Below are 18,284 nucleotides of genomic sequence, written 5' to 3' on the forward strand. Positions count from 1 at the left end.
GGGTTCAGGGAACACCGCGACGCTCCTTGGCCCCAGCCAGGACGGACCGGCATGACAGAGCGCTCCACCACCCAGCTCAGCCCTGTGTTGCGGGTTCTGGCCAACGAAGGAGAACGTCTCAAGGCTTCCCTTCTGCACCCGGTCCGTTCAGTGCCAATGGCGTTCCTGGCAGTGATCGTCCTCGGCGCTGGAATCCTGATGCTGCCCATCTCGCGGACAGGGGAGGCCGAAGACATCATTACCACCGCGTTCTTCACCGCGGTTTCAGCTGTTTGCGTCACTGGACTCATCACCGTTGATACAGCAACTTTCTGGACCCCATTCGGCCACGTGGTGATCCTGGCACTGATTCAGGTGGGAGGCTTCGGGATCATGTCCCTGGCAACCCTTCTGGCGTTGTTCGTGCGCAAGACCATCGGGCTTCGAGGCCAGCTCGTGGCCCAATCGGAAACCCACACCCTGAACTTCGGTGACGTCAAGACCGTGCTGTTCAGGGTGCTGAAGATCATGGCCTACTTTGAAGCCCTCACAGCCATCGTCCTGACGGTACGCTTTTGGATCGCCTATGACGACAACCCTGGCGCAGCAGTGTGGCACGGCGTTTTCCACGCCGTCTCCGCATTTAATAACGCAGGCTTTGCCCTCTATAGCGATAACCTCATCGGGTTCGCAGAAGATCCGTGGATCATAGTCCCGATTTGCGCAGCCATCGTTGCCGGCGGGCTGGGCTTCCCTGTGATCATCCAACTGGGCAGGGACCGTCTGAGGTTCAAGAACTGGACCATCCACCTTCGCCTGACCGTTTACGGATCATTGTTGCTTCTGGCAGTGGGTATCGCATTGTTCGCGGCCTTTGAATGGAACCGACCCGAGACTTTGGGGTCGATGGGTTTCGGCGGAAAAGTCCTGGGCTCGTTGGCGGGTGGAGTGTTTCCCAGGACAGCGGGTTTCAACAGCATCGATTACGGGGCCGCAACCCCGGAAACACTCATGGTCACCAACGTCCTCATGTTCATTGGCGGCGGCAGCGCAGGAACCGCCGGCGGTATCAAGATCACTACGTTCCTGGTTCTGGCTTTTGCAATTTGGAACGAGATCCGTGGACGCGAGCAAGTAACCATTGCGCACCGGTCCATAAGCTCCTCCACGCAACGCCAGGCTCTCACTGTCGCCCTGCTCGGCGTAGGAGCGGTGATTTTAGGGACCATGCTGCTCCTCATGACCACCGACTACAGCTTGGAGAAAGTGCTTTTTGAATCCATCTCCGCGTTCGGAACTGTTGGCCTGAGCACTGGAATAACCTACAACCTGCCTCCAACCGCGGAGTGGGTGCTGATGGCCCTGATGTTTACTGGGCGCATCGGCACCATCACCGTGGCTTCAGCCATTGCCCTCGCTTCCCGGCCAAGGCATTTCATGCTTCCCGAAGAACGGCCAATTATCGGCTGATCCGGGAATGGACAGTGCGCGAAACCCCCTGCAACTGCATTTCCGGTTGTTCAGGACAATGGGAGACCCTCGTTTACGGAGACCAAGTGCTCTGCGCGCGTACCTCGTCGCCAGACGTCGCGGACATTGAGGGTGTCGCTGATTGTGGAAGTGGGGTCGCCGTCGACAAGGAGGAGGTCTGCGCGCTGGCCAACCTCGATACTTCCCCGATCAGTGAGGCCAAAACGTCGTGCGGTGACTGCCGTCGCAGCGCTGAGCGCTTTGATTGGGGTTAGTCCGGCGTCAACAAAATGTTGAAGCTCCTGATGAACGCTGGCGCCGTGGGCCAGGCCTCCGAGGAACGGCAGAGGTTGGGAGACATCTGTTCCGATGAGCAGGTCAACTCCGGCTTCATCCAGCGCGCGCACAGTGTTCAGGACGTCTTGGAGACGGCCTTGGGGGAAATGGTTGAAGCTGCTCCTTAGAGTTTCGTCCCATTCCTTTGAGAGCTTCGAGGAGACCCTTGGGTCATCTGCAAGGGCGGCCCCGGTGATCCCCATCATGGAGGCATTCAACACCACGCACGCGACCACGAATGTGTCGGACTGAGCGATCGCATCGACGATCTCCGGAGTGTGCGGGCGGTCCATGAACAAATGCGCCAGGCCATCAATCCCGGCCTCAATACTCATCCGTGTTGCGTCAAGGGTGAGCGCATGGGCAATGGTGGTCATGCCCAGTCGGCGCGCTTCGGCTACACCGGCATTCAGTGTGGCTTGATCGAGCATTGGCAAGCCCGGGTGGCCTTCGACGGTTCCGTCGTCAACCATGAATTTGATGTAGTCGGAACCGGCTCCGGCCAGCTTTTGGACCACGGAAACAGCTTCCTGCGGCGAGGTGACCTTCGCCCGCACAATGGGATCAACGCGCACCCGCGCACCGGGACCGCCAGGACCCTTGCCGCGCTGTGGATTGAAGTCTTTGGGGAACAATTCCTCCGGGTGTCCACCGGGCGGCGTGAGGCCGAAGCCGGCGGAACGGACATCGGCAAGGGAGTCGTCCTGCATAATATGGTCGCGGTCGCGGGCAGTATTGACGCCCTGCATTTCCAACTCCGTGGTCACACCGAATTGCAGCGCCATCCGCAGTCCGCTGACGTCAGTATGGACGTGTGCGTCGATCAACCCGGGCAGAAGTGTCGTTCCCGGAGCTTCAACGATTCCGACACCCTCCGGGACCCGATCCGTGACGGCGTCGATAAGGCCGTCGGCGATAACAACTACCTTTCGCCCAAGGTTCTTTGTACCGTCAAATACGCGATCGGCCACAATTGCAGTACGCATAGGATTAGTCCCCGTTTCAATGTCGTCGAGAATCAGTCGATGACCCCGTCCATGTATGTGCATAGTATCATCTAGGTGACAATATGCACGTACTTTAGGAGTTGCCATGAATGACCGCACCACAGAGTCGGGGGCCGGCCCGGATGATGAAGCTCTTCTCGAGACGATCGGCACGGCCTTCTCCAAGCTGCGGCGGCGGACGTCGAGCGTTCCGCTGGACCCGCCCATCGTGCGCACGGACATTCAACGTGATCTTCTGCTGGCAGTAGTAGAGGAATCGGACGGACTCTTGAGCGTCAACGCCGTTGCCGCCGCCCTGAGCATGGACCGCACCGCAGTGAGCCGCCTCGTAGCCCGTTGTGTGGGCGAGGGGCTGTTGGAGCGGGTCGCTTCCCAAACGGACGGGCGAAGCATCACCCTGCGACTAACCGCCGCAGGTCACGAGGCGTTGGCATACTCCCGCCGCCAACAACGTCAAGCATTCGACTACATCACCCAAGATTGGGACCACGACGAGCGGATCCAATTCGCCAGGTTGCTGCATAAGTACGTGAGGGCAACGGCGTCACTCCCCCGGCCCTCACTGGAGGACTAACGGTAGACAGGCCAGCTAATGCCCAACGCGCCGGCTCCGGCAAAGGACAAGTCCGAGTTAGGGACCTCTGCCTCTCGGAATCGCCTTACCAGCCGTGGGAGGAGTCTGGGAGGCGGCCCACTGCAAGACCTGCCACCCAGGATGTCCATGCTTCCGCCCGGACGCTATTAAAAATGGTGGCGCAACCTCAAGAATTGCTCAGTAAGACCTCAAGATTGACTCAAGATCCAAGTTGGCGCTGGGTCATGTGCGCCGACGTCCCAGCCACCTTGCGAAGAGCCGGGACTGGCTGGCGCCTCGCCCACGGAACCAAAAGGACCAGCCAACTACAGGCTTAGATGGATCCGTGGCTGTGGGCAGGCTATTTTCTTTAGTCACGAGTCGGATAGTGACAAGCCGCGCCGCCGCAGTGTCAATAGGTAGCGTTTTCAGCGAGGTTCGTACTGTCCCCCAGGAATTCGATAGCTCCGGGGCTGCCGGGAACGCCGTGCTGCCTATTTTTTGGGAGGCAGGGCGAGTTTGAAGACCTTAGCCCACGCGGAGCCGACCTGCTTGGGCAGCGGTCCCGTGGTGTACTTCAAGCCGTAACGTTCGCAGATGTCGCGGACCTTGGGTGCGATCTCGGCGTACCGGTTGGAGGGAAGGTCGGGGAAGAGGTGGTGTTCGATCTGGTGGGATAAGTTTCCTGTCATGAGGTGCATGAACCGTGGGCCGGAGATGTTGGCAGAGCCGATCATCTGGCGGACGTACCAGTCGCCGCGGGTTTCGCCTTCCACCATTTCCTCGGTGAACGTGTCCGTTCCTTCAGGGAAGTGTCCGCAAAAAATAACCGCATGGGCCCAGACATTGCGGATGGCATTGGCAGCGAGCGTGCCGTAGAGGGCTTGTTTCCCTGAACCCGACAGCATGGCCAAGGCCGGGGTGGCTGCATAGTCCTTGGCGAACTGTTTGATCGCCTTCCGCCCCAGCGCCTTGAGGTCCTTATTCATGGCCTCCTTCGACTTCAGGCCTTCCTTGTACTCGGGAATCTCCAGATCGTAGATGGCTATGCCCCATTCGAACACTGGCGCGAGCAAGGCGTTGTACAGCGGATTGCCCAGGTTGAACGGCTTCCACTCCTGGTCGGGGTCCATGCGCAAAAGGTTATAGCCGACGTCGCGGTCCTTGCCCACCACGTTGGTCCAGCGGTGGTGGAGGTCGTTGTGCGTGTGTTGCCACGACCGCGACGGGGTGACGAAGTCCCATTCCCAGGTGGTGGAGTGAATGTCCGGGTCACGCATCCAGTCCCACTGGCCGTGGAGGATGTTGTGGCCAAGTTCCATGTTCTCCAGGATTTTGGCCACGCTGAGCAGTGTTGTGCCGGTGAACCAGGCCACCCTGTTCTTGCCTGCCAGCAGCGCGGCCCGACCGGAGATCTCCAACCCGCGTTGGATCTTGATCATGCGCCTGATGTACTCAGCGTCGCTTGAACCTCGTTTGGCGAGGATTTCGTCGCGAAGCGCGTCGAGTTCACGGCCCAGTTCAGCTACTTGCTCGTCGCTGAGGTGTGCGGCCGCCGGAGGTCGCACGGTGGGCCTGCCCTCATCGGCAAGGGCACCAGGACGTGTCTTGGGTTCGACGACGGCGGCGGACCTTTTGGTTGAAACTACTGACATGCGGTTGTGCTCCTCAGATTTCGAGGTTGACTGGCCCGGCGGCTGCCGAGACGCAGGTTTGGATGAGTTCCCCGGGCGCTCCATGGACTTCACCGGTACGCAGGTCGCGGACTCTTCCGGCGAGCAGCGGAGTCAGACAGCTGTGACAAATACCCATGCGGCAGCCGCTGGGCATCAGCACCCCCGCGTCCTCCCCGACGTCGAGAATGGGGACCCCGCCGTCGGCCATGACCTCGCGGTCAGAAGCTTCGAAGGTGACCACGCCACCTTCACTGCCGTCCCCTCCCAAGAGTTCGGTGCTGAATCGTTCGATAGTGAGCGAGCCGTGCCCGCTTCCACCATCGGATTCCTTCACTGCTGTGGCGGCTGCAGGCAACGCAGCCCGGTTCCACATATCTTCGGCATCGTTCAGGAACGATTCAGGGCCACACGCATATGCTGCCCTGTTCCGCCAGTCCGGGCAGACCTCTTCCAGTGCGGCCGTGGACGTAAAGTTCAGGCGGCCGCGACCGCCCGTGTGCCACTGCACCAATCGGAAGTTGGGGAACTGATCAGCGAGTTCAGCCAGTTCTTCACGAAAGATAGTGTCGCCCTCCTCGCGGGAGGAGTGGATCAGGACAACATCTGCGTCGGGGCGGCTTGGGACCAGTGTCCGAATCATTGACATGACGGGGGTGATGCCGCTTCCCGCAGTGAGCATCAGAAGTGACCGTGGATGCTCAGGGAGGACAAAGTCGCCCTGGGGTGGCGCCAGGAAGAGGACGTCACCCACTTTCGTGTTACGGACCAAGGTCCCGGACACGGATCCAACGTCAGTGACCGTGATGGCCGGATCCTTACCTGCCTTCGCGCTCAGCGAATAGGACCGCCATTGGCGCACCCCGTTCAGTTCCACCCCTATTCGCGCCCATTGGCCGGCGAGGTGGGCATGCCAGCCGCGGCCGGGCCGGAAGAAAATAGTGGCTGATTGGGCTGTTTCCTGGACTACCTTAGTGACGACTCCACGCAGCTGACGAGACGAATAGACCGGATTGAAGAGCGCCAGCACATCCTCCGGCGCAAGCGGGCTCGTCAAAACTGAAGCTATACGGGCCAAGGGCCGAAAGCTGACCATGGGGGTACTCCTCACAACGACGGAGAACGAGAACCCCGGCTGGGTCCATCGGGACATCCACACTACCAACTGCAGTAAGCATGCTTACGATTTGCCTCATGCTGACGCCTAATTGGCTTCCATGCATAGGGAAAGCCCCTCGGGAGGGGCTTTCAACGGGAATGGGACGTGATGCTTGGATTGGTCAGCGGTGATGCGCTCCTCCTCTCCGGGCTTCGGTGGCCCATGCCGGTTTCAGTAGGAAGAGGTTAATACGTCTACTGGATTCCACGCAAACCCTGGCAACCTTCTTGCTCTCCCTCGATGAACAACCTCAGACTTATCCAGGGCTCAGCGACGACGGCAGCCACGTCCGCGCGCACGTGGAAGCTTACCGACGGGCTGGCTCAATTGGACTCGTCAACGGGCAGCCGACGTGGAGTGACGTGCGGCCTGCAGCCGCAGACTGGCCAGAAAGTCAGCAACAACCAGCCGCCCATCAACCCGTTGGCACATGCGCCTCTGCGGAGTTGTGCTCGTAGTCTCGAATGTACTGGTCACTTCGCCGAGCCCGGTGACAACCAAGGGGGCGCTGTCACCCAGGCACCACAAGGGCCCAAACTTGATGAAGTCCGGGACTTCCAAGCCATGAAAGTGATCCCATAACCACCTACCTACGCGGCCGCCGGCCCTCAGTGCCTCATCAAGCTCCGCCACGGAAATAACAACTGGTCGGTACGCCTCCGCAGGAAACTGGTCAATGTCCAGCTGCTGGTTGGCAAAGACGAACTTCGCAGCCATGGGGTCGGTGAAGTAGTTGTATTCATCGTCAACCAACCCCTGGGAAGATCCACCAACCCAGGCCAGCTTGAACCGTGATGCGATCTCCGGCTCCTGAAGAAGGGCATCCGCCACATTGGTCAGCGGCCCTGCACACACCAGTGTCAAGGGCAGCTCGTCCTCTTCACGCACGGCGTCAATGATCGATTGGGCCGCCGGGTTCATTCGGGACCGCCCTGTAAAAGTTGAATCCAGTCCTGCCTGGACGGTTGCGGGGTTCCGCTGCTCCAGAGTGTCCAGCAAGTCCTGTGCGAGTTGTACTCCAGCCTGCGCCTGGCCGGCGGGAGGCCCAAACATGGGGTTGGTCAGTGAACTCGTGATGGCGGTGATCCGATTGGCCGGCGCCATGGCATGGTGGGCCAGTGCGACGAGTCCGTCGGGATCACCGGCCCAGTCGTTATCCAGGACCACTCTGCTGGTTGCTGCGATGTTGATCATTGGCATGTAAATGCGAGCCTCTCCTGACACGGTACTGCGAAGTGGTTGTCCCGATGCAGTCCTCGACCTAGCCCTTGATGAGGTCCATGAATGCCTGAAGGTGTTCGGCCATGTCCACCGACTCGTCATAGAGCCAGGCGAGTTGGATTCCGTCCACAAGGGCGGTGATCTGGCGGGCCACTATGTGGGGCTGGATGCCTTCCCGCAGACGCCCGGCCTCACGCTCACGCTCCAGCTCAGCTAAGACTGAGTCAACAAAGTCCTGGTTGCGTCTCAGCAGGAAGTCGTGGGCCGGATGGTCGGGGCTGATGGCCTCCGCACGCAGCGTGGCATCGAGTTGGATCACTCCCCGGATACCGGCATTGTGCCTCATCACGGCGGGGACAGTTTCCAGGAGGCCCTGTTCGCTGATCAGCTCCTGCCTCCATGGCCCTTCCCGTTCTTCACGGAGTACCAGCACGGCTTCAAGCAGCGCTTCTTTGCTGCCGAAATGATGGAGAAGCGCGGTATGGCTGGTGCCCACGGCCTCCGCTATCTGCCGGATGGACAATCCCAAATAGCCTTTCTCGGCGAAGACCTGGAACGCCGCCTCCACCAGCTCGGCTCGTTTCCTGGCCCCGTTGGCGTAGGGGGCGCGCTTGCCCGTGCGGGCCGGCCCGCGGGTTTCCTGCTCCATGGATAGACCTCCTCTCAGACGAGGCTACCAAGTTTCTTTTCCACTTTGGTAAAGAAATCTCCACTAAAGTATTCCAATGTGGTCCAGGTTTGGTTACCGTTGCATGAAAGGCCCGGCCGTTACTGCCCGAGGCCTTCATCACCGGTCACAGAGAGCCAAAGGTGGTTCTGATCCAAAGGAGGATTTTTATGGGTGACCCCACAGCTCAGGCACAGGTCATGGAACCTGCCAATGCCGCACCTGGCTCATCAGCAGAAGCCGCCAAGCCGGCGTCGAACGTTTCGCCTCAGACGCCGCCGTCCAGTAAAAAGACCATGGCCCTGGTCCTCATCGCAGCCCTGGGCATGTACATCATGAGCCTGACCCTGGGCACGGCGCTCTCCCTGCGCTTGGCAGTAGTTGATCCGGCGGCCAAAGAGGCAAGCTACGGCACGGCCGTCTCCATCAGCTCACTTCTCCTGCTCGTCACCATCCCGCTCACCGGTGCCCTGTCCGATCGCACCGCCGGCCGGTTCGGCCGCCGTCGGCCTTGGATCATCGGCGGGCTGGTACCTGCTTTGCTCGCCGCAGCCGTGATCGGTACCGTGCCGTCCACGCCCGTGATCATCGCCGCGTACGTCGTAGCCCTGGTCTCTGCGCAAGCGGCGTTCAACGCCTACGCGGTGATTCCCATCGAGGCCCTTCCAGACAACAAACGGGCGCGTGTCATGGGTGCCATGGGCATGGCCGGCGCACTGGCAATGTCCGCGGGCTCCTACCTTGCCGCCTGGCTGGTGGACGCCCCGCTGCTCATGATGTGCGTGCCGGTCCTGCTGGCCCTCGTCTGCAGCATCCCGCTCCTGGTCCTCTACAAGGATCCAGCGAAGACACGTGCCGAACTCCCGCCGCTTGACCTCAAGGGACTCGCGAAGTCCTTCCTGGTCGACCCGCGAAAGCACCCCAACTTTGCCTGGGCCTGGGTTTCACGATTCCTGGCCGGCATCGCCATGACGGCACTCTTCGCCTACTTCATCTTCTTCCTGATGGACGGCCTGGGCATGCCGATCGCCGAGGCCGGAAAGAGCGCCGGCTTGCTGACCTTGATTTCGGCTCCCGTCAGCATCCTGTTCTTTACGGCCTCCGGTTGGCTCTCAGACAAGATCGGTCGCCGCAAGCCGTTCGTGATCGCGGCGGCGCTCCTCATGGCCACGGCCTTGGTGCTCGGCGCCACGGCAACGTCCTTTGAACAGTTCGTCGTTGCATGGATCGTCTTCGCGATGGGCCAGGCCATGTACCTCACCGTGGATCTGGCATTGTGCGCCGCCGTCCTCCCGGACGCCCGGGACACCGGCAAGGACATGGCCGTCTTCAGCCTCGCCCTCAGCATCCCCAACATCATTGTTCCCGCCGCCGCCCCGGCGATCCTGGCCATCGGCAGCGGACACAACTATGGCTTCCTCTGGTTCGCAGCAGCAGCACTGTGCGCCCTGGGCGGCATCACCGTCACGTTCATCAAGGGTGTTCGCTAAGCAGCGGACAACCAACTTCACGCCTCGAAAAGGAAAACCATGACAAGCACAGCATCGTTCCCCAACAACTTCCTCTGGGGAGTCGCCACCGCCGCACACCAAGTCGAAGGAAACAACGTCAACAGCGACACCTGGTTCCTGGAACAACTGCCCGGCACCATCTTCGCCGAGCCCTCCGGCGACGCAATCGACCACTACCACTGCTACCGTGAGGACATCGCCCTCATTGCGAGCCTCGGGTTCACCACCTACAGGTTCTCCTTGGAGTGGGCTCGGATCGAACCGGAGGACGGACAATATTCGACGGCGGCACTCAACCACTACCGTCGCGTCCTGGAGGCGTGCCACGAGCACGGACTGACCCCGGTGGTCACCTTCCACCACTTCACCTCCCCGCTCTGGCTGCTGGCCGCCGGCGGTTGGGAGGACGCGGCCACTCCGGAGCGTTTCGGGCGCTACTGCGCCCGCGTTACCGAGCACCTCGGTGACCTGATCGGCGTCGCTTGCACGCTGAATGAACCCAACCTCCCGTGGTTGCTCAAGGAACTCGGCATTGGTGGCGGCCCCGCCGAGACCCGAGGCCAGGTGCCCGTCTGGGCTGCTGCGGCCGAGCGCCTCAACATCGAAGCGGCAAGAGTGGCCCCGTTCCAGTTCACCGTCTCCGATGCAGGCTTCGACGTAAAACTTGCAGCGCACCACGCCGGCCGTGACGCCATCAAAGCCCGCTACCCTGAGCTCATGGTGGGCTGGACCCTGGCCAACACGGACATCCACGCCGCACCGGGCGGGGAAGCCAACGCGGACCGGATACGCCGCCAGGTCAATGAACGCTTCCTGGAAGCCTCCCGCGGAGACGACTTTGTGGGAATCCAGACCTACGGACGCACGGTGTTCGGAGCCGAGGGACTTGTCCACGCCGAGGACGGCGTTCCCACCAACCAGATGGGCGAAGAAATCTACCCTGAGGGCTTGGAGGCGACCATCCGCGAGGCTGCCCGCATTGCACAGATCCCCGTCATCGTCACTGAGAACGGGCTGGCAACCGAGGACGACACCCAGCGCCTGGATTACCTGCGCACCGCTGTTGCAGGCGTTGCCTCCTGCCTGGCAGACGGCATCGACGTTCGTGGCTATATCGCCTGGACCGCATTCGACAACTTCGAGTGGGTGTTCGGATACGTTCCCAAGTTCGGCCTTATCGCGGTGGACCGGGCAACGCAGGAGCGCACTCCCAAACCCAGCGCGCACTGGCTGGGCAGCGTGGCGCAGAGCAAGGGCGCCTCGCTGGAGCCCGCAAGCCAACCCGCCTGATCCTGACCGCACCACCTGCAAATCCCTAAAACCTGGAGGCTACCCTGATGACTACCTGGCACGCCCGCATGATTGCTGCGGACAAAGAGCACGACGGCGCACCGCTGTTTCGCGGCGAGTTCGAGCTCGCCGAAGGCCACGGCGATGTGGAGTCCGCCACTCTCTTCCTGTCCGCACTTGGCGTGGTGGACGCGTGGGTCAACGGCCAGCGTGCTTCCCAGGACCTGCTGACGCCGGGCTGGTCCAGCTACGAGTGGCGGGTCCGGTACAGCGAACTGGACGTCACCGCGCTGATCAGCACGACGACGGTCATCGGACTCGCGCTGGGAAACGGCTGGTACAGGGGCCGGCTGGCTTGGTCGGGGGGTTCGAAGTACTACGGCCAGGAGCTGGGTGCGTTTGCCGAGTTGAGGGTTCGGTTCGCCGACGGCCACCAGCAAGTGATCGGCACGGACGGCTCGTGGACCGCCGGGCCTTCGGCCACCACGGCCAATGACCTTTATGACGGGCAGTCAATAGACGCCCGACGATTCGACGACGCCTGGCTCGCCCCCGGGTTCAGCTCAGGACAGTGGACCCCGGTGCGCATTCTGGACGATAACCTCAGCCGTCTTGAGCCCTACATCGGTCCGCCCGTACGCCGTCAAATGGAGCTGCAGCCGACGAAAGTATGGACGTCGCCCGCCGGCAAGGTCCTGGTGGACTTTGGCCAGAACCTGGTGGGATGGGTCCGGGCGTCTGTGACTGGTACTGCCGGTGACGTGGTCACCGTCCGTCACGCAGAAGTGCTGGAGCATGACGAGTTGGGCACCCGGCCCTTACGCTCGGCTGAGGCGACTGACCGGTTCACGCTTTCGGGCGGGACAGACGTCTTCGAACCGACCCTCACGTTCCACGGCTTCCGGTACGTGGAGGTTCAGGGCTGGCCAGGAGGTGTCGACGCCCTGCTCGACGGCGGCCTGACCGCCGTCGTGATCAGTTCGGACATGAAGCGGATCGGCACTTTCCAAACGTCGAATCCCCTGCTGAACCGCCTCCATGAAAATGCGGTGTGGGGCATGCGGGGAAACTTCGTGGACGTCCCCACTGACTGCCCGCAGCGGGATGAACGGCTCGGCTGGACAGGTGACCTCTCAGCGTTCGCACCGAGCGCTGCCTTCCTGTTCAACAGCCGTGACTTCCTGCGGGATTGGCTGCGTGACCTGGCCTTGGAACAGAGCCACGACGAGGACCTGGTGCCTTTCGTGGTGCCCAACGTCCTGAAGTACATTGAGCAGCCTGCGGAGTTCGGCGCACCGGACACGGCTGCGGTGTGGAGCGACGCTGCCGTGTGGGTCCCTTGGGCACTGTGGGAGGCCTATGGTGATCGACGAGTACTCGAGGAGCAGTTCGCTTCCATGACCGGGCACGCCCGGCGGCTGCGCAGCAAGCTCTCGCCCAACGGGTTGTGGGACACCGGTTTCCAGTTTGGTGACTGGCTCGATCCCGATGCCTCGCCGGACCAGCCGTGGGCGGCGAAAGCTGACAAGCACGTGGTGGCGACGTTGTGCGCTTACCGCACAGCGTCATTGGTGGCTGAAGCTGCCAAAGTTCTCGGGGACAAGGGGGCCATGGCCGAGTTTGAGGCCATGGCGGCGGACCTGCGGACGGCCTTCAAGGCGCACTATGTGTCCGCAGAAGGCGTCATCACCAGCGATTGCACCACTGTTTATGCGTTGGCCATTGTCTTCGGAATTCTCGGGGAGCCGGATCGTAGGTTCTCAGGCGGTCGGCTGGCCGAGCTGGTGGAAAAGTCGGGCTTCCGTATCTCCACAGGTTTCGCGGGCACACCCTTTGTGACCGATGCCCTGACGGTCACCGGCCACTTGGACGCGGCGTACCGGCTCCTGCTCCAAACCGAAAACCCCTCGTGGCTCTACTCCGTCACCATGGGCGCCACCACCATCTGGGAACGGTGGGACTCCATGCTTCCGGACGGCAGCATCAACCCGGGCGAAATGACCAGCTTCAACCACTATGCCCTGGGCGCAGTGGTGGACTGGATGCACCGCACCATCGGCGGACTATCGCCGTTGGACCCCGGCTACAGCCGCATCCTCATTGCCCCGCAGCCCGGCGGTGGACTCACCTGGGCAGAAACCACCCTGGAGACGCCCCACGGCATTGCCTCGGTCCGATGGGACCTGGTTGATGGCCGGCTCGAGGTCTCCGCGACGATTCCGGAGGGCACCGAGGCAGTCCTGCGGCTCCCGGGCGAGGACGACCATACAGTCGGCCCGGGCCGGCACACCATCAGCGCACACCCCGCCGAGCTCACCTTCCAATGATTGAAAATCCAGCATCGGGCCACCGGCGTGGTGCGCGAAGCTAAAAGCAGACACACAGCCTGACGAAGGAAAGAAGGAACACATGTCCCTCAGCGTCGAGGAAATCAACAAAACACTCCCCCTGGCCAACACGCTCCCGGGCGAAGCTGTCCCCTACTACATGGCCTCCGGCGAAGGCGCCCGCTACGAGATCAACGGCCAACTCATCACCGTGATCGCCCGGGCGGCAGACACGGGCGGCATCTTCAGTGCCGCCTACGTTTCCGGTGGCCTGGGTGCTGAGTCGCCCTTTGTCAGCCACGCGATCGAACATAAAACGCTGTACGTCTTCGACGGCATCCTGCACGTGTGGCTGCCGGGCGAAAGCCGCATCCTGACACCCGGAGATTCAGTAGTCATTCCGCCGGGTACTCCCCACGCCTACCGCATGGCCAGCCACTACACCCGCTTCCTCAACTGGATGACACCCGGCGGGGCGGAGGCCTACTACGAGCGTGTGGGCACTCCCATCGACTCACACGTTCCGCCCGCCCGCGCCGGCCACACGCTGACCAGCCGGGAACAAGCAGAGGTCGGTGCCGAATTCGGGATCACTTTCCCGGATGTGGAACGCGTCCAGCCGGGACTGCAACAAAACGCCGGCCTGCCCGCAACGCTGAGCCCTTACTTCCTCAGCGCGGGCGAAGGCGAGCGCCTGGTCAGCTACCAGACCATGTTCTCCTACCTTTCACGGCCGCAGAATACCGGGGATAACTATTTTGCCGTCCACACCAAGGGCGCCAAATCTCCGTATATCCCCTTGCACTTCCACTCCGAGCACACGGAGAACTTCCTGTGCACGGAGGGCCGGATGTGGCTCTATGCGAACGGCCGGGAGATGCTGCTGACCAAGGGCGACTTTGTCCACGCCCCTGCAGGAACCATCCATTCCTTCGCTTTCGATGCCCACAACACCCAGATGGTGGGCTTCCTGACGCCATCGGTCTTCAATGGTTTCTTCGAGTACTTCAACGAGCCCACAGAGGACTACATCTATACCGAGGGCGGTGCGCCGTACATGGACATGGAGGGTTTTGGCCGGGCGCAGGCAGAGATGGACCTGACCGTCGTCGGCCCTCCGCCGCAGCGGCGCGTGGGCCTGGACTTCTAGGCTGAACAACAAAAGGTCCGGACTCTTCAGGGAGTCCGGACCTTTTGTTGTTGTTGGGCTTCTCAGGCGAGCAAAGCCCGTCCGTAGTCGTTGCCGTTGGGAGTGCGGACCACCGTGTGCATGTGGAAGGGCGCGGGGGTGTCGTTGTTCAGGAAAACGCCGGTGTGATGGTCCAATTCCAGAATGACCACCGGGCTCTGGATGCGGAAGTAGAAGGCTTCGGAGCCTTGCCAGCCGCCAATCCAGGAGAACCAGGTTTCGTCGTAGTGTCCCTGGATTTCCCGGATGCGGGCAGCCCGCGGGCCGGCCGGCAGGTAGGAGATCCACTCCTCCACAATCCTGTCCAGGAGTGCTGTCGCGGTGGCCGGCATTGATGAGACCGGAATGCCTTCATAGGGAATGACCCGGTTGTCCTGGAAGCAACCCGCCAGGTGCCGTTCATCCCCTGCATGCAGGCGTCCTTCCGGCATGGATGGGTCCTGCATCTGCTGGTAGACGGTTGCTTCGGCACGGAGCCCAGGTGTCAGGGCCTCCATGAGTTCCCGCGCCCACTGGATGCGTTCTTTGAAGACCCGTTCCTTGGAAACCCGTTCTTCAATACGCCCAGCGCCGTGGTGGGCGCCGTCGTCGATGGTGTCTGGTTCGGCGCCCAGGAAGACTGGTGAGATGACCATTTGGCTGCCCGCTGCCAGGCAGTTGAGTGCCACGTGGTGGCCGAAGAGCTGCCAGCCCCAAGGCTCCGATCCTGAAGGAGCACCGTACAACGCGAAGTTGTAGCTGTACTCGTTCATGAGCAGCGGCAGGTCCACGAGGTCGCCCAGGAAGCCGTTGATGCGCATGAGGTTTCGTGTCAGCGCAAAACCCTCGGGGCTGAGGCTCGCTTCAACCACGGTCAAGGCGGCATCCCGGACTGCTGGTTCGCATTCGTCCAGGCGAAGCCCGGTGTCATACTGCATGAATTCCGGGTTGGCCCAGCTCTGCCATTCAGGGGCATCCACGTCGTAGCACAGGCGGTTCTGCAATTCTTGAGGCAGCAGCGCCAGCAGCTTTTCAGCTGCTGCCAGCATGTCCGACGTCGGTGCTTCCTCGCCTGGCAACGCTTCAGTGAGCGTGTACAGCCCTTCGCGCACCACGCCGTCGTTGGTCACACCGACGAAGGGTTGGGGATACAGCTTCTTCCATCCCTCGATCATGGGGCCGGCAAACGGATCGTCTTTGGCGGCTTCGGCGTATGCCCGGGCGTCCAGGCCGCGGAGTTTCGCTACACGTGGATGATCCGGCGTGTAGAGGTAGTCACGAAATGACGGCGTCGACATGGGAGGCGTCCTCTGCTTCATGCGTTTCGGTGTGGGACCACCCCGCGGCAATGCGGAGGGCATGTGCTGCCGGTTCGGCGGTGCTGCCCCGCCAGGCAACGTGTTGATCGGGGCGGACCAGGACGGCGTCGGCTGCCCACAGGTCCGCCATCCGCGTTCCCTTACTGTCAGGTCCTACTGCCACCGTGGCCACGGGAACGCCGAGCTCCGCGGCGGCCAACAGGACCGGCGCGTACACTTCTCCGACGTCGCCACCTGCCAGGGATTCGACGTCCACCAGCAACGTGAACCCTGCGCCCAAATGGTCGTAGAGGGATGTTGAGTCCGCCAGCCAGGCGTGCGGAAGCAGCGCTCCCGGACTGGCTGTGGGCACGTAAAGGATGGGATCTTCCGCAGGCACGGGTGCACCGTCCGGGACAACCAGCGGCGATGCTGCGTAGTTGTACCCCAACACCAGGCCCAGGGAATCGAACTCGCTTTGCTTCACGCCCAGTGCTGCATGGGCGCGTGCCCTGGCAGCCGCTCCGTCCTCGCCTTCACGTTCCAAAGCCGGGTCCGCGAAGTGGTACGCGAGCGCCTTGCCATTGGCTGCGGCGTCGTTGATGGTTCGCTCGGCAACGGGGCGCCGTTCCAAGGCGTAGCTGTTCAGTAAGTCCGGCCCGGCCCAACCATCCAAAGCGGCGGCGATCTTCCATGCCAGGTTGGCGGCGTCTCCGATGCAGGTGTTGAAGCCGTGGCCGCCCCAGGGCGGATTCTGATGAGCGGCGTCGCCCACCAGGAACACGCCGTCGCTTCCGTAGGACGGTGCAAGGAGCATACGCGCGGTCCAGGGATCGGTCGCGATAACGTCAACCTCGACGTCGGCACCCACCAGGGATCGGACCATCGCTGCCGGATCCAGGTCAATCCCCTCGGCAGTGGCGTCGACACCTTGAATAATCGCCCACCACGTTTGGCCAAGGTTCATCCGGCCAACCATCCCGGCTGTTCCCGGGCCGAGGACCCAATACTGGACGGCAGCATCCAGGCTGATCGTTTCGGCGAGGTCACTGGAACGGAAGAGGATGCTGATGTTGGACAGGGCTGCAGATCCGCCTTCGAAACGGATTCCCAGCCCACGGCGCACGGTGGAGGAACCGCCGTCGGCCCCGGCCAGGAAGCTGCACCCAACGGTACGGCTGCCTGCACCCTCGGTCACGGTGACCGACTGACCGCCCCCTGCCCTTGCGGTGAAGTCCTCCACCCTCAACCCGGTCAGGAGTGTGGCATGTGCTGAGGATGCCACGGCCTCACGGAGCACGGTTTCCAGCACCGGCTGCGGTACCTGCTGCCCGCATTCCGGTTGCGGCCCATAACGGCCTGCTTCAAGCTGGAAGGCATTCGGGAACCGCCGGATCTCGCGTCCGGTCAGGGACGAACAAAAGATGACGTCCTGGGCGAAGTCCACAGGCAGCGGCGCTGCCTCCCGCAACTGTGCAGCGAGTCCGAGCCGGCGCAGGTGGGTCATGGTTCGCGCATTCGTGGTCTTGGCACGCGGCCGGTCCTGGTCTATGGCCGTTCGCGGCTCAATGACCACGCTGCGGATCCCCCGGTGGGCAAGGTCCAAAGCCAGGAACAACCCGCTCGGGCCACCACCTGAGATCAGTACAGGGACCTCGGGTGGCAAATCCGCCACGAGCGCCGGGCTGATAACAGCCATCAGGCCCTCGCCCGGAGCGACAGTCCACCAACGGGAGTCACCAAAGTGCCGAGCTTCTCGATCTCGACCTCTACGACGTCGCCGGCCTGCAACAACCACTGCGGCGTGCGGGCATAGCCGACTCCCTCAGGCGTGCCGGAAGCGATCACATCTCCAGGGTGCAGGGTAAAGGTTTCACTGATCAGCGAGACGATGGCCGGGACGGAAAAGATCATGTCCCGGGTGTTGCCGTTCTGAACTTCCGTGCCGTTGACCCGGGTGCGGACCTGGAGGCCATCGCGGAGGTCGCCCACGTCATCGCGGCTGACCAGTGGGCCCATGGGACCGGTGAAGTCGCCGTTCTTGCCCAGTGTCCACTGGGACGTGAGCTTTTGGGCACGCCGTGCGGTGATGTCGTTGAAGGTGGAGTAACCAAATATGGCGTCCTCGGCTGCAGCCTCGTCGCCAGACTCCACCCGTTTACCGATGTAGGCAGCTACCTCGCCCTCCCAGTCCAGGCCCGTCTCGCTCCCCGGAACCGGTACCGGTACGTTGCCCACGGACAAGGAGGCAGTCCACCGGCCAAACAGTGTGGGATAAGGCGGGAGCTCCTGGTCCTTATAGCTGCCTTCGGCGGCGTGGGCCTTGTAGTTCAGGCCCACGCAAATCACCCGCGCGGACGCTGGAACCAGTGGAACCTCAATAACAGCCGCTCGATCGAGGCCGGCAGCAATGTCGGTGATGAGCGCCGGTGCTTTCTCCTGCCACCTCGCTGCATCGGCCCAAAAGTCCGTCACGGACGCCAGCGGGAAAACGCGCTCGCCGCTCAGGGCCGCGACCCAGGGGCCGCCGTCGTGGTTGATACCTATGTACTGCATGATGGGCCTTTCAGGTTCGCCCGAAGGCGGTTGTCGGAAGGTAGAGGG

At 62.2% G+C, this 18,284-nt stretch carries 14 protein-coding genes; 6 read left to right on the top strand and 8 right to left on the bottom strand.

The annotated features are described in order from the left end of the window. The first annotated feature begins 51 nt into the window (after positions 1 to 51). Positions 52 to 1,449, top strand: coding sequence for a TrkH family potassium uptake protein (locus tag AC6JA3_RS11425; RefSeq protein WP_035760652.1), 1,398 nt, complete (start codon positions 52 to 54; stop codon positions 1,447 to 1,449). 50 nt (positions 1,450 to 1,499) lie between these two features. Here the strand turns inward: AC6JA3_RS11425 and AC6JA3_RS11430 are convergent, their stop codons facing one another. After that, positions 1,500 to 2,771: an amidohydrolase family protein gene (locus AC6JA3_RS11430; RefSeq protein WP_026540514.1), complete on the bottom strand. Its 1,272-nt coding sequence runs from the start codon at positions 2,769 to 2,771 to the stop codon at positions 1,500 to 1,502. Positions 2,772 to 2,877: 106 nt separating this feature from the next. On the opposite strand from AC6JA3_RS11430, the gene AC6JA3_RS11435 reads away from it, so the two are divergent. After that, a complete protein-coding gene (locus AC6JA3_RS11435; protein WP_026540513.1) occupies positions 2,878 to 3,366 on the top strand; it encodes a MarR family winged helix-turn-helix transcriptional regulator in 489 nt (162 codons plus the stop codon). A 494-nt stretch (positions 3,367 to 3,860) separates the two neighbouring features. On the opposite strand, the gene AC6JA3_RS11440 is transcribed toward AC6JA3_RS11435, so the two are convergent. The 4 genes from AC6JA3_RS11440 to AC6JA3_RS11455 all read right to left on the bottom strand — a co-directional run bounded on the left by AC6JA3_RS11440 (position 3,861) and on the right by AC6JA3_RS11455 (position 8,068). Further along, complete coding sequence (locus AC6JA3_RS11440) at positions 3,861 to 5,021, bottom strand: fatty acid desaturase family protein (protein ID WP_026540512.1); 1,161 nt, start codon at positions 5,019 to 5,021, stop codon at positions 3,861 to 3,863. A 13-nt stretch (positions 5,022 to 5,034) separates the two neighbouring features. Then, the gene (locus AC6JA3_RS11445) at positions 5,035 to 6,135 is read right to left on the bottom strand and encodes a ferredoxin reductase (RefSeq protein WP_347783435.1); all 1,101 of its coding nucleotides are present in this window, start codon (positions 6,133 to 6,135) and stop codon (positions 5,035 to 5,037) included. Between the two features lie 399 nt (positions 6,136 to 6,534). Further along, entirely contained in the window at positions 6,535 to 7,398 is an 864-nt protein-coding gene (locus AC6JA3_RS11450; protein WP_026540510.1) for a nucleoside hydrolase, read from the bottom strand. A gap of 61 nt (positions 7,399 to 7,459) precedes the next feature. Further along, positions 7,460 to 8,068 carry a TetR/AcrR family transcriptional regulator gene (locus AC6JA3_RS11455; protein ID WP_026540509.1) on the bottom strand — a complete coding sequence of 203 codons (609 nt, stop codon included), beginning with the start codon at positions 8,066 to 8,068 and terminating at the stop codon, positions 7,460 to 7,462. A gap of 188 nt (positions 8,069 to 8,256) precedes the next feature. Here AC6JA3_RS11455 and AC6JA3_RS11460 point away from each other — a divergent pair, with 188 nt between their 5' ends. The 4 genes from AC6JA3_RS11460 (at position 8,257) to AC6JA3_RS11475 (ending at position 14,364) form a co-directional block, all read left to right on the top strand. Then, positions 8,257 to 9,576, top strand: a complete 1,320-nt coding sequence (locus AC6JA3_RS11460) for an MFS transporter (protein WP_026540508.1) — start codon at positions 8,257 to 8,259, stop codon at positions 9,574 to 9,576. A 39-nt stretch (positions 9,577 to 9,615) separates the two neighbouring features. After that, positions 9,616 to 10,887, top strand: a complete 1,272-nt coding sequence (locus AC6JA3_RS11465) for a glycoside hydrolase family 1 protein (RefSeq protein ID WP_026540507.1) — start codon at positions 9,616 to 9,618, stop codon at positions 10,885 to 10,887. Positions 10,888 to 10,934: 47 nt separating this feature from the next. Further along, the gene (locus tag AC6JA3_RS11470) at positions 10,935 to 13,214 is read left to right on the top strand and encodes a family 78 glycoside hydrolase catalytic domain (protein WP_026540506.1); all 2,280 of its coding nucleotides are present in this window, start codon (positions 10,935 to 10,937) and stop codon (positions 13,212 to 13,214) included. An 82-nt stretch (positions 13,215 to 13,296) separates the two neighbouring features. Continuing rightward, positions 13,297 to 14,364 carry a quercetin 2,3-dioxygenase gene (locus tag AC6JA3_RS11475; RefSeq protein ID WP_026540505.1) on the top strand — a complete coding sequence of 356 codons (1,068 nt, stop codon included), beginning with the start codon at positions 13,297 to 13,299 and terminating at the stop codon, positions 14,362 to 14,364. 62 nt (positions 14,365 to 14,426) lie between these two features. Here AC6JA3_RS11475 and AC6JA3_RS11480 read toward each other — a convergent pair whose 3' ends face one another. Genes AC6JA3_RS11480 through AC6JA3_RS11490 form a run of 3 tightly spaced genes read right to left on the bottom strand, consistent with a single transcriptional unit; the run spans position 14,427 to position 18,236 of the window. Next, entirely contained in the window at positions 14,427 to 15,680 is a 1,254-nt protein-coding gene (locus tag AC6JA3_RS11480) for a DUF3500 domain-containing protein (RefSeq protein ID WP_026540504.1), read from the bottom strand. Beyond that, a complete protein-coding gene (locus AC6JA3_RS11485; protein WP_026540503.1) occupies positions 15,658 to 17,379 on the bottom strand; it encodes an FAD-dependent monooxygenase in 1,722 nt (573 codons plus the stop codon). The genes AC6JA3_RS11480 and AC6JA3_RS11485 overlap by 23 nt, the downstream gene beginning before the upstream one ends. Next, on the bottom strand, positions 17,379 to 18,236 hold the full coding sequence (locus tag AC6JA3_RS11490; RefSeq protein ID WP_026540502.1) for a fumarylacetoacetate hydrolase family protein: 858 nt from the start codon (positions 18,234 to 18,236) through the stop codon (positions 17,379 to 17,381). The genes AC6JA3_RS11485 and AC6JA3_RS11490 overlap by 1 nt, the downstream gene beginning before the upstream one ends. Between the last annotated feature and the right edge of the window lie 48 nt (positions 18,237 to 18,284).

Source organism: Arthrobacter sp. TmtSoilC79, assembly GCF_059739405.1.